The 11,685-nt window shown below is 59.6% G+C and carries 8 protein-coding genes and 2 pseudogenes; 2 read left to right on the top strand and 8 right to left on the bottom strand.

The genetic code is table 11. From position 1 onward, the window contains the following. Nucleotides 1–36: 36 nt before the first annotated feature. A complete protein-coding gene (locus FHW68_RS04220; RefSeq protein WP_183678958.1) occupies nt 37–993 on the top strand; it encodes an alpha/beta hydrolase in 957 nt (318 codons plus the stop codon). 157 nt (nt 994–1,150) lie between these two features. On the opposite strand, the pseudogene FHW68_RS27180 reads toward FHW68_RS04220, so the two are convergent. Then, nucleotides 1,151–1,300 (bottom strand): annotated as a pseudogene (locus FHW68_RS27180) (DUF6124 family protein); the annotation flags it as partial. 288 nt (nt 1,301–1,588) lie between these two features. Between FHW68_RS27180 and FHW68_RS04215 the strand changes: the two are divergent. Further along, nucleotides 1,589–1,969 carry a hypothetical protein gene (locus FHW68_RS04215; RefSeq protein ID WP_183678956.1) on the top strand — a complete coding sequence of 127 codons (381 nt, stop codon included), beginning with the start codon at nt 1,589–1,591 and terminating at the stop codon, nt 1,967–1,969. Nucleotides 1,970–2,027: 58 nt separating this feature from the next. On the opposite strand, the pseudogene FHW68_RS04210 reads toward FHW68_RS04215, so the two are convergent. The 7 genes and pseudogenes from FHW68_RS04210 to pvdM all read right to left on the bottom strand — a co-directional run. Beyond that, a pseudogene (locus tag FHW68_RS04210) lies at nt 2,028–2,167 on the bottom strand (IS5/IS1182 family transposase); the annotation flags it as partial. Nucleotides 2,168–2,268: 101 nt separating this feature from the next. After that, nucleotides 2,269–2,628, bottom strand: a complete 360-nt coding sequence (locus FHW68_RS04205; RefSeq protein ID WP_183678954.1) for a DUF6124 family protein — start codon at nt 2,626–2,628, stop codon at nt 2,269–2,271. Between the two features lie 709 nt (nt 2,629–3,337). After that, nucleotides 3,338–5,818, bottom strand: a complete 2,481-nt coding sequence (locus tag FHW68_RS04200) for a TonB-dependent receptor (RefSeq protein ID WP_183678952.1) — start codon at nt 5,816–5,818, stop codon at nt 3,338–3,340. A gap of 296 nt (nt 5,819–6,114) precedes the next feature. Further along, on the bottom strand, nt 6,115–7,764 hold the full coding sequence (locus tag FHW68_RS04195) for a cyclic peptide export ABC transporter (RefSeq protein WP_183678950.1): 1,650 nt from the start codon (nt 7,762–7,764) through the stop codon (nt 6,115–6,117). A 155-nt stretch (nt 7,765–7,919) separates the two neighbouring features. Continuing rightward, entirely contained in the window at nt 7,920–8,807 is an 888-nt protein-coding gene (locus FHW68_RS04190; RefSeq protein ID WP_183678948.1) for a formylglycine-generating enzyme family protein, read from the bottom strand. A gap of 43 nt (nt 8,808–8,850) precedes the next feature. Next, nucleotides 8,851–10,137, bottom strand: a complete 1,287-nt coding sequence (locus FHW68_RS04185; RefSeq protein ID WP_183678946.1) for an aminotransferase class V-fold PLP-dependent enzyme — start codon at nt 10,135–10,137, stop codon at nt 8,851–8,853. Next, nucleotides 10,134–11,504: a pyoverdine-tailoring dipeptidase-like protein PvdM gene (gene pvdM, locus FHW68_RS04180; protein ID WP_095632968.1), complete on the bottom strand. Its 1,371-nt coding sequence runs from the start codon at nt 11,502–11,504 to the stop codon at nt 10,134–10,136. Before pvdM ends, FHW68_RS04185 begins: the two co-directional genes overlap by 4 nt. Nucleotides 11,505–11,685: the final 181 nt, after the last annotated feature.

Genomic DNA, 11,685 nt, shown 5'->3' with positions numbered 1-11,685 from the left:
CATGCCCCTTTTTTTACGGACATAAGGATTCTTTCGATGTCGTTACACCCTGATCTGGAAGCCTTCCTCGACCTGGCGCAAGACGGCCAGGACGCAGGCCAGCCGGCGCTGCATCAACTGACGCCGGTCGAAGCCCGGGCGATCTTCGAACAAACCACGGCGCAATTGCGTTGGGATGCTCCTCAGGATCTTGATGTGCAAGAGATCGACACCACGGCCCGGGACGGTGCGCCGCTGGCGTTGCGTTTGTATCGCCCGAGCGGGGCGACGGCACCGATGCCGGTGCTGGTGTATTTTCATGGCGGTGGTTTTGTAGTGGGCAGCCTGGATTCCCATGACGGAGTCTGCCGCGAATTCTGCCGACGTACGCCGTGCGCGGTGTTGTCGGTTGGCTATCGGCTGGCTCCGGAGCATCGTTTCCCGACAGCGCTGGAGGACGGTGAAGACGCCGTGTCCTGGCTGGCGGAACAGGCGCTGGCCCTGGGGCTGGATGCCGGTCGCGTCGCGTTCGGCGGTGACAGTGCCGGTGCCACGCTGGCGACGGTGCTGGCCTTGCAAGCGGTGGTTCAGCCACACACCGTGGCCATCGTCCCCAAGGTGCAGCTGCTGTGTTATCCGGTCACGGATGCCTCGCGCACCCACGATTCGCGCTTGTTGTTCAGTGAGGGGTATCTGCTGGAGAACGACACGCTGGACTGGTTTTACCAGCACTACGCCCGCAGCCCCGAAGATTTGCTGGACTGGCGCTTCTCACCGTTGCTGGCCGATGACTTGCACGAGGTGGCGCCGGCGATTGTGTTGCTGGCCGGGTTCGATCCGTTGCTCGATGAAGGCCAGGCCTACGTCGATAAACTGCGCGCGCAAGGGGTGAATGTTGAACTCGAACATTGCCCAGGGCTGACTCATGACTTGCTCAGATTGGCTTCGGTGATGCCGGATGTGTTGGGGGTGCATGAGCGCTTGAGTCGGGCGCTGAGTCGGCATTTGGGTTGAGCATGGAGACTGCGGGATAGTGCGATCTGTGATCGTTCCCACGCTCCGCGTGGGAACGCAGCCCGGGACGCTCCACGTCCCATCTAAAGCCGAACGCGGAGCGTCCGTTGAGGCATTCCCACGCAGAGCGTGGGAACGATCGGTTACAGGTTCTTCGCTAGCCTCGCGGATCGAGGTTATCCAGCACCCGGTTCACTGCCAGCTCCCTGAGCATGACCACCGATTGAATCCCCAACATCATGTTGCGATGTGGCATGTCCATCAATCCGGCGAACTCGCTGAGCATCATGCTGGCTGATGCCAGGGTGCACAACGTGAACTTTTAACAATAAAAAAAACTGCTCGCCAGTTTATCCAGTACGCATGCCACATCGTAGATGCTCTTTCACTCAGAAGTGTGCCTTCGAAATAATAATATGCAGTCGAGTATGAATGAGTTTATGGCTATCGCGGAAAAATATAAAAAACTGTAGTTTCTGATAGGTTCATTTTTTCTATTTATTAGTTAATGTTTGGTCGCTGCAATTTGATTTGCGTATCTGTGAATTATTCACGCGTTCGCTTTTTATGGTTTATTAAATTGGAGGGTACTAAAATGTCTCACTCGGAAATGAAAGCGACTTACAACTCATATCCAGATAGGTACGTCTTTAAAGTTGAAAGTATGGATGAAAGCTCTGGTAAGTTTTCAGGAATATTTCAAGAGCACTCTTGCAATGTGGAGCTTGTAACGGGGTGGTTTAATTTTAATGATGCTGCCAAGTGTACGGATCTCAAGTTTTCCAGTAATACTGATAGTTGGAGTTTAAAGGCGCGTTATGAAAGTGGGGAGAGATATTTTGAAGAGTGGAGTGCAATACGCACATCGAAGTCAGGATCGATAGACACAGAAAATATAAAATTTTATATGGATATGTCCGATCATGGTACCAGCTGGTTTGGTGACACTGATTGGTGGGGGAAAGGACATATGTGAGTGAAAAGTAATGTCGTAAGCACCGCATAGTACAAATCAATGAGACCATCGCCGCCTAACTTTTTGCGAGTTTGCCGAATTATATATCGATGCGGCCCGGTTCTCCTTCAGCCATCCGAACATGCGCTCGATGATGGTGCGCTGGCGGTACTTGAGCCGATCAAGCAGTCTGGGCAAGCCCGGCTTGGGTTTGCGCTTTGATCGTTCTCATACTCTGCGTACCATCTAGAGCCGAACGCGGAGCGTCCGTTGAGGCATTCCCACGCAGAGCGTGGGAACGATCGGTTACAGGTTCTTCGCTAGCCTCGCGGATCGAGGTTATCCAGCACCCGGTTCACCGCCAGCTCCCCGAGCATGACCACCGATTGAATCCCCAACATCATGTTGCGATGTGGCATGTCCATCAACCCGGCGAACTCGCTGAGCATCATGCTGGCTGATGCCAGGGATTCGCAGGCGTTGACCAGCAGGGTTTCGTTATCGACTTCGGTGCCGACGTGGTAAATGGTGCTGGGCTTGCGTTTGGTGTCTTTGGGAATGTCCGGTTTGAGGTAGTAATCGAGGGCGCGGTCGGCGGCTTCGTTGAGTTTTTTGGAATCGAGGGATTCGTAGGGGGAGGTTGGATCGGTTTCCGGTGGGTTCGGTGTAGGTTTGAACATAGATGGAACTCCATATGTGATTAAAGGAGCCATCACCCTCGCTACCAAACGAAGGGTGGCGGCCATACGAAGGTTGGTAGACCGGCCCACATGGAAAAACCGGCGCGCCCGAGGGCGCCCTGCGCATGGCCACCATCAAAACAAATGCCGAAAAAGCACCTGCATAAGGTGACGCTATGCGTCATGTGGGACAGCGGGCTACCAAACCCGATCGCTGTTTTTCAGCGACCCGGAAACGATAAAGCCCGGCCCTTAGACGCACAAGCCGGCGGATTCTGGCGCAGTCGTAGGCAGCGGCGCAAGGATGTGTAGCCTGGGTGAGTGTCTGGAAGTGTCGTTTAAACATCGCCTGTTTATTGGTCTGACATCGAGCCTTGTGGCTGTCCCGGCCTCATCGCGGGCAAGCCCGCTCCCACAGGTATCTGCTTAGACCAAAGGATTTGTGAACGACACCCATCACTGTGGGAGCGGGCTTGCCCGCGATGAGGCCCGAAAGAACACCCTTGAACTTTCAGTTAAAAATTACCGCCATTGATCGTTCCCACGCTCTGCGTGGGAATGCCTCAACGGACGCTCCGCGTTCGGCTCTGGAAGGGACGCGCAGCGTCCCGGGCTGCATTCCCACGCAGAGCGTGGGAACGATCAACATCAGCTTTTCCCGCACAAAAAAACGCCCCGCAATGGCGGGGCGTTTTCATTGAGGCTGCAATCAGAAGTCAGCCTTGACCGACATCACGAAGTTGCGCGGTTCACCGTAGAAGTTGCCCCAACTTTCGGTACCGATGGTGGCGTAGTAGCGCTTGTCGAACAGGTTGTTGCCGTTCAGTGCCACGGACCAGGTGTCGTCGATGCGGTAGCCGATGCGACCGTTCCAGACCGCATAACCCGCCTGGGTAATGTTGTTGCCGCTGCTCGGCGAGGTGCGGTAGTTGCTGCTTTGGGCATTGACGCCGGCACCGACGGTGACGCGTTCCAGTGGGCCGCTGAGCGCATAGTCGCCCCACACCCGCAGCAAGTGGCGCGGCACATAGGTGTTGTACGACACGCCGTCCTGACTGACATCAGCGTCTTCCAGAATCTTGGTCTGGGTGTAGGTGTAGCCGGCGAGCAATTGCAGACGGTCGATGACTTCACCGCTGACTTCAGCTTCGAAGCCCTGGGCGCGCACTTTGCCGGAGTTCAGCGAGCAGCTGCTGTCCGGGCAGGCCGGGTCATCCTGGGCTGCGTCTTTCTGGATGGTGCGGAACAGGTTGACGGCGCTGTTCAGGCGACCGTCGAACCATTCACCTTTGATCCCCAGTTCATAGCTCTGGCCGATCAATGGCTTGAGCGTCGAACCGGTGATGGTCTTGTAGCCGCCCTGTGGGGTGAAGATATCCGCGTAGCTGGCGTAGGCGGTCAGGTTGTCGTTGATGTCGAACAGCAAGGCAGCGAACGGGGTGACTTGTCCGGTTTCCTTGGCCTCGGAGCTTGTCGGCGTGCCTTCGCCGCGCCAGAACGACACGGAATCGGTTTCGGACTTGTACCAGCTGACGCGACTGCCCAGGACGAAGGTCAGCGGATCGGCCAGTTTCAGGCGTGCCGTGGAGTAGGCGCCGTATTGCTTGATCCGGATGTCCACCGGACCACCCCGGGTGGCATTGGCCAGGTAAAAACTTTCATCCGGCTGGGGCAGGTGATGGTCGGGGTTCAGCACATCCTGGCTCTGCGGCAGGAGGGCCACGGCGTAGAAGTCATCCTTGTGGGAGCGGCTGGCGTTGGCACCGACGATCAGCTCATGCTCTTGGCCGAATGCGTTGAACTTGCCGTCCACATAAGCGTCGAGGCCGTAGTCGACCTGATCGTAGTCAAAGGTGCTGCCGATCATCGCGGTACTGGTGCTGGTGGCGCCAAGCGGTACCGTACCGCTGGGGAAGGCGTATTCCATGTCCTGGGTGTTTTTCGAATAAACCCCTGCAACCTTCAGCGCCCAGTTGTCGTTGAACTCGTGTTTCAGGTCGCCAAAGTAGGTGGCCCGTTTGCTGCGCTGGTTGTTCCAGGCGGTGTTCAGGCACGTGGAGCGTGAGAGCTTCAAGTCGCTGCCATCGGCGTAGCGCGGCAAGCCGCCCCAGCACGGAGTGGCATCGATGTCTTCATAGGCCATGCCCAGGCCCAGGGTGGTGTAGTCGCTCAGGTCGAAATCCAGCGCGCCGTAGTAGATCTGGTCCCTGCGTTCGGCCACGTCATAGAAATACTGACGATTCTGCTGGGTTACCACGGCACGGCCACGGATGGTGCCGGCGTCGTTCAGCGGGCCACCGGTGTCGACCTGGCCACGGTAGTTGTCCCAGGTGCCGGCAGACAACGACAATTGAGTGTGCGGGGTGTCCTGGCCGCGCTTGCGCACGAAGTTCACACCACCGGCAGTGCCTCCGGCGCCCTTCATCATCCCGGCCGCACCGCGCAACACTTCGACCCGATCATAGATCGCCATGTCGCTGTTGAAGGCATCGGCCTGCACGTAGCTGCTGCCGATGTCCAGCGGCACGCCGTCGTACTGGTACTGGCCGGTCATGCGGAAACCCCGGGAGAAGAAGTACTTGCCGCCCATGGGCGAGTCGTAAACGGTGATGCCCGGGGTCTTTTCCATGACCTGTTCGATGGTGTTCAGGTTCTGGTCATCGAGCATCTTGCGCGTAATGACGGTGATCGACTGCGGGGTTTCCCTGAGCGAATGCTCGCCCTTGCCAATGGTCACCGCGCCGGTGGTGTAGGAGTTGCTGCCTTCGGTGGTCGCGCCCAACCGCTGACCGTTGATGCTGGTCGGTGCCAGTTCCATCGCACTGCCGGTGGCCGGCGCCAGCAGCGTGACGGTGTTGCCGTCGCGTTGATGGCGGATCCCGGTGCCCTTGAGCATCGCATTCAGCGAATCATCTTCCTGATAGCGACCGTTGAGGGCGCTGGACCGCAGGTTCTGAATGCTCTCGGGGCTGTAGATGATTTGCAGATTGGTCTGTTGACCGAGGGTCTGCAGCGCCTGAGGCAATGGCTGAGCCGGGATATTCAGGGTCCATTCCTGGGCCTGGACATACGGCGTCACCGCCAGGGTCATTGCCAGGCCCAGGCTGGTGGATGTCATGCGCGAGCGAGTGGTGCTGCTCATTAACAGGGCGCGGGTCAGAGGTCGAAGCATGAAACGGGATGCGGACATGAGGTTAAGACCTTGGCAGGTATAGTTGGTAATGGTTCTTATTCATCTCATTAAGACGAGGCGGCCGCGGCAAACCGGAAAATTATTTTTCCGGTCCAGGGCAATGCCGATCAGTCACATGGAGACCAAGACCTGTGGCGAGGGGGCTTGCCCCCGTTGGACTGCGAAGCAGTCCTGCACCTGCCACCTCGTTCTGCCTGGCACACCGCATGCAACGCATTTGCGACTGCTTCGCAGCCGAACGGGGGCGAGCCCCCTCGCCACAGGGGGCTTGGCACGCCCCTTGGCCTCGTCAGTCAGGCGGGTTGCAGTTCGCTTTTGACCTTGCCGGCCTCCATGCGCACCAGTTGATCGGCGACGTCGAAGTAGCGGTCATCGTGGGAGATGACGATGATGGTCTTGCCCAGGCGCTTCAGGTCCGGCAGCAGTTCGGTGTAGAAAATGCGGCGGAAGGTCGGGTCCTGATCGGCCGCCCATTCGTCGAACACCAGCACCGGCCGTTCTTCGAGCCAGGCGTTGACCAGCGCCAGGCGTTTGCGTTGGCCGGTGGAAAGGTCGGTGGTGCTGAACGCGCCGTCGCGCACGCTGACCTTGTGCGCAATCTCCAGGCGTTCGAGGTAGCGCGTGGCATCTTGCGGCACTTGCCGGTCGCCCTGGATCAGGTCATCGAACAGGTAATAATCGGCAAATATCGTGGTGAAGTTCTGCCGGTAGTCATCGCGATTGAGCGCGGTGATCGGCTGGTCGTTCACGCGGATCTCGCCTTCGGTGGGCGCATAAAGGCCCAGCAGCAGCTTGATCAGCGTGGTTTTGCCACAGCCGTTCTCACCAACAATGAACACGATGTCGCCTTGCTCGATACGCAGGTTGACCGGGCCGAGGCGGAAGGGCTCGCTGCCTTCCACCGGTGGGAAGGCGTAACGCACATTGCTCAGTTCCAGGCTGTGGACCGGGCCGGGTTTGTGGCCTTGGTCCTCCAGCAGCAGGTGCGGTTCCGGGGAGGAAAACTGTTCGCTGAGTTCGGCGATCCGGCGAAATGCGATCTGCGCCCGGCTGATGATCGGCAGCGTGCTGACCAGATGTTCCAGCGGTCCTTTCATGTACAGCAGCACCAACACAAACCCGCTCATCACGGCCTTGTCGGCACTGGGCCAGAACGATTGCAGGGCCAGCGCCAGGCCGATGACCACGAAGAACAGCATCGAGCCGAACGACTTGGCGATGACGAAGGTATTGATCGAGCGGATCTGCGTGTCACAGATTTTCTCGGCGGTTTTCCGGATGCCGGACACGAACATGCGCTGACGCCGCGGGCGGTGGATGCGCAGTTCCTTGGCCCCTTCGGCGATGGCGTTGTAGTGCTTTTGCAGCTCGTCTTCGCAGTCTCGCGCCGCATAAAAACCGCGCATGCCCCTGGCCCGGGCGATCGCCTGGATGGTAGTGCCGATGGCGATGGCCACCAGCATCATCAGAAACATCGGCCACGACAGCATGGCCAGGTAGCCGAGGCAACCCAGGGTCACGGTCATGGAAATCGCCAACGGCGCGAAGGCGAAGGCGAAATCGCTGATGGTGTCCACGTCATGGGTCAGCACCGGGATCAACCGGTGGCTACGGTAACGCTCGATCTGGTCGATTGGCGCCGACAGCACTTTCTCCCCCAGCTCTTTTCGCAGCCTGGCGATGATGTGCTGGCCGACGTAGTTGGTGCCGATGTCGGACAAAATTGAAGTCAGCAGCGCCAGCATGCACAGCCCGGCAAAAATCATTACCACGGTGCGGGTCAGGCCGTCAGCGGAATGCAGGGCATTGTTGATGGTCGCCAGCAACACGGTGACGCTCAGGCCACCGATCATGCCGAGCACGATGGACACAGAGACGATCAGGCGGAAGGGCTTGAGCAGGGCGAACAATTCGTTGATCGCCCCATGCGTTGGCTTGGTCATGGAGGATTCCTTTCGACACGGAGGGAGTGCCGGTACTTAAGGAAAACGAATGGTCGGGGACTTTATTTAAACGGCAGTGGAGGGTAATGCCGGTGTAGCAGCTGGCGAAGCCTGCGTTCGGCAGCTGCTACAAGGCGTGCGGCGGCCTGTAAAAATCAGAGTTCACGCACGACGCGAAACCCCAGCCAGTCGCCGCTGCTGGTGGGCAGGCTGCTGTTGCGATTGCCGGAGCGGGAAAACACCGGCGCTTCGCCCCAGTCGTTGCCGCGCATCACCTGGCGTTTGCAGTTTTGCTCCAGCCACGGGCTGCCGTCGCTGGGCACGCCCACATAGTCTTCGCGGTAGCAGTCGGCGACCCACTCATAAACATTGCCGTGCATGTCGAACACGCCAAAGGCATTGGCCGGGAAAGTGCCGGCCGGCGAGGTGAAGTTGTAGCCGTCAGCGGCGCCGTAGGTGTTGGCGTTTTTCGAGATCTGGTAGTCGGCGCCTTCATCGAACGCAAACGGGAAAGCCCCGGTGCTGCCGGCGCGGGCGGCGTACTCGCGGATCGACTCGCTGGGCATGCGATAGGCATGACCGGTTTTCTCCGACAGCCAGGCAATGTAGCCCTGGGCCTCGGCCACGTTCATGCACACGGCCGGGTGGCGCGCGGTCTGTTTGAAGCTGGGTTTGCCGGCGGTGCAGCGACGTCCCGGGCGATCATCGAAGTCGGCGGGGGTGTTGCCGGTGGCGCGCACGTACGCGTCCCATTCGCCGGCCAGTACCTGGAAGCGACTGATGGCGAAAGGACGGGTGAAGGTCACTTCATGCAACGGACCTTCATCGGGCTGGTGGCCGACTTCATCCGCTGGTGTGCCCATGGTGTAGCGGCCCGCGGGCAGCACAACCATTTCCGGACACTCCTTGCAGTCCTTGAACACCTTGCCGGGTGCTGGCGGGCTCGCGGCCTGGACCGTGCCGGGCAGCAGGCCGGCGAGCAGTGCGGTCAATGTCAGGGCCGATAGGGTTCGCAGGGAAGAGGGTGTGTGGGGCGTTTTCATAAGTCGTCTCGGTTAAAGGAAAACGGTGCCTCGCAGCGAAGGTTCACGCGGAGCGCTTCTTGCGCAGCACGTCGATCAAACGGTCCACCTCGGCTTCGGTATTGAGCAGGCCCGGCGCAGTGCGAACCACCGGGCCGACGTCGCGGCTGACCGCATCGCTGACAATGCGGTTTTGCATCAGGTGCGCCGCCACGGCATCGGCGTCCTCACCCTTGACCCGGAAGAAGCTGAACCCCGCCGAAAACTTCGCATCGACCGGGGTGACCAGCTCGATACCCGGTTGCTCCAGCAAACGCTGTTTGAGGTAGCTGTTGAGCTGATGGATGCGCGCCTGGACGTCGGCCTTGCCCAGTTCCAGGTGCAATTTGAACGCTTCATCCACGGCCCAGCGATGTTCGAACGCGTGATAGCCGCCCGGAGACATGGTGGTGGAAAAGGTCGTGGCTTCGGAGAAGGTCGGCACGCTCGGGCTGACGTATTTCAGTTCTTCGCTGCGGCTGCAAACGATGCCGGTGCCGCGGGGGCCGAACATCCATTTGTGGGTGCCGGCAATGAAAAAGTCGCAGTTCATCGCCGGAAAACTCAGGTCTTCGACGCCGAAACCGTGCACGCCGTCGACCACGTAAACGATCCGGTCCTGATCGTCGCGCTGACGATTGTGTTCATCGACGAGGCCGGCGATGTCGCTGATCGGCAGCTTCACGCCACTGCCCGAATGCACCCAGGTCATGCCCAGCACGCGGGTCTCGGGGCGGATGTTGCGGTTGATGGTATCCAGCACCTGGTCGGTCGAGATCGACTGTGGCTGCTCGAACAACTGAATCTTGCGCACCCGGGTGCCATCGCGCCGGTTGCGAAAATGCAGGATGTTGTTCGTGGAATAGTGCTCGTGAACCGTGGTGAGGATTTCCTGATCGGAGCGCACGTGCACGCCGCCATATATCATCGCCAGGCCTTCGGTGGTGCTGCCGGTGAGGGCGATCTGAGTCGGTTTGGCCTGCAAATACCGACCGGCCCAGAGCCGCACGTTTTCTTCGCGCTGGTGGGTCACGCCCAGGTCCCAATCCATGGCCAGCCCGGGGTTCAGGTCCAGTGCGGCACGATGACGGGCGATGGCCTCACGCACGGGTTTGGGGTGGGAGGTCACCAGAAAATTGGCGAAGTGAATGCAGTTCGGGTCCTGGTCGAACAACTGACGCAACTGCGCCCACTTGTCCCGGGGCAGCGCTTGCGATTGCCCAGCGGCGACCGGTGAGCCGAGGCTGGCCGCCAACGGCAGGCCGGCGGCGAGGACCCCGGCCTGTTTCAGAAAGGTCCGACGGTTACTCATGGCTTGACCGGTTCCTGGCGAGAAATCAGCGTGGGTTTCGCGGCTTTTTGCACCTGTTCCCAGACCCGCAGGAAGTTGCCGCCCCAGAGCTTGGCGATGTCGGCTTCGGAGTAACCGCGCTGGATCAATTCGGCGGTGACGTTGCGGATTTCGCCGACATTTTCCCAGCCCTTGATGCCGCCCCCATCGTTGAAGTCCGAAGCGATACCGACGTGGTCGATGCCGACCTTGCGCACGGTGTAATCGATGGCGTCGCCGAGGTCCTTGAGTGTGGCCTTGGGTTCTTCCTCGAGAATGGCGTACAGACCGCTGGCGTATTGACCGAGCTTCTGTTCGGACCACGCGGTGATGATCGGGTCGCCGGGCATCAACGCCATCGCCAGGTTGGGCAATGGCGGCAGATCGAAACGCGCGCGCAGGGCGTTGAGTTTGTCCTGTGTGCCTTGGGTCAGCGGTTTGAGGTATTGCGAGAAGCCGACCACTTGCACCACGCCACCGCTGTTCTTGATCAGCTGCAACTCTTTGTCGCTGAGGTTGCGCGGGATGTCTACCGAGGCCCTTGGTGCCGAGTGCGAGGCCACCATCGGCGTGCGGCTCAGTTGCGCCACTTGCTCCAGGCCTTTGCTCGACATCTGCGACACATCAATGATCACGCCCAGATCGTTCAGGCGCTGCACCGCTTGTTTGCCGATGTCCGACAACCCGTCGAGGGCATCGGGGGAATCGTTGAAAAACGGCAGCGGTCGTGACGAATCGGCCCAGCTGTTGTTGCCGATGTAGCTGAAACCGAACATGCGCATGCCACGGGCGGCCCACAGGTCCAGTTTGCTCAGGTCGTTGCCCAGCGGGTAGGCGTTGAGCATGCTGATGAAAATCGCAAACTTGCCTTCGCCGTGCAGGCGCCGGAAGTCGTCGGGGGTGTAGGCGATGCCGACCTGATTGGGAAAGTCGCGCACCAGTCCGGAGATGATTTTGTAGCGCACTTCCTGCTGGTTGCGCGCTTCTTCGACGAAACCGTCGGTGGGCCGGTGTGGGGCGTTCGGGCCGTTCCACATTTCCGGCCAGCCGAAGACCGTCAAGGCCGCGCCGGACAGTCGGCCACGATTGGCCTTGATCAGGTCGAACTGGCCGGAGCCATCCTTGTCGGCCTCGTTGCCGTGGGCACCGAAACTCAGGGGAACGGTGATGTGGCTGTCGAAGGAAAGGATCCGCCCCTGCAATTCGGTGGCCTGTTTCATGACCTTGACCGGGTAGCCGGGGTTGTCTTTGAACCCGTAATCCCAGACCAGCCAGCCTGCGCCGGCACTGATGGCCAAGGCCAGTGGCAGGCCGAGGTACAGCGCCTTTTTCGAACGTGTTTTGGTCATCGCCATCTCAGTCAGGTTCGCCGTTGAGTTGCAGGCGCAGGGGCCTTTGCTATCTGGGAGGAACGAGTGACCGGCACAGGAATTTAGGTGGCCCCGAAAAGATCGCCTTTCAAATGTAGGAGCTGGCGCAGCCTGCGATCTTTTTGGGGGCACCCCAAGATGAAGATCAAAAGATCGCAGC

Source organism: Pseudomonas sp. Tn43, from assembly GCF_014192635.1.
Taxonomy (GTDB): domain Bacteria; phylum Pseudomonadota; class Gammaproteobacteria; order Pseudomonadales; family Pseudomonadaceae; genus Aquipseudomonas.
The sequence above is the reverse complement of the archived record's forward strand: the minus strand, read 5'-3'. Positions and strand labels throughout refer to the sequence as shown.

Excerpts from the sequence above, each read along its gene's own strand:
- FHW68_RS04220 (WP_183678958.1), top strand. The coding sequence starts at position 37 with ATGTCGTTACACCCTGATCTGGAAGCCTTCCTCGACCTGGCGCAAGAC.
- FHW68_RS04215 (WP_183678956.1), top strand. The coding sequence starts at position 1,589 with ATGTCTCACTCGGAAATGAAAGCGACTTACAACTCATATCCAGATAGG.
- FHW68_RS04205 (WP_183678954.1), bottom strand. The coding sequence starts at position 2,628 with ATGTTCAAACCTACACCGAACCCACCGGAAACCGATCCAACCTCCCCC.
- FHW68_RS04200 (WP_183678952.1), bottom strand. The coding sequence starts at position 5,818 with ATGTCCGCATCCCGTTTCATGCTTCGACCTCTGACCCGCGCCCTGTTA.
- FHW68_RS04195 (WP_183678950.1), bottom strand. The coding sequence starts at position 7,764 with ATGACCAAGCCAACGCATGGGGCGATCAACGAATTGTTCGCCCTGCTC.
- FHW68_RS04190 (WP_183678948.1), bottom strand. The coding sequence starts at position 8,807 with ATGAAAACGCCCCACACACCCTCTTCCCTGCGAACCCTATCGGCCCTG.
- FHW68_RS04185 (WP_183678946.1), bottom strand. The coding sequence starts at position 10,137 with ATGAGTAACCGTCGGACCTTTCTGAAACAGGCCGGGGTCCTCGCCGCC.
- pvdM (WP_095632968.1), bottom strand. The coding sequence starts at position 11,504 with ATGACCAAAACACGTTCGAAAAAGGCGCTGTACCTCGGCCTGCCACTG.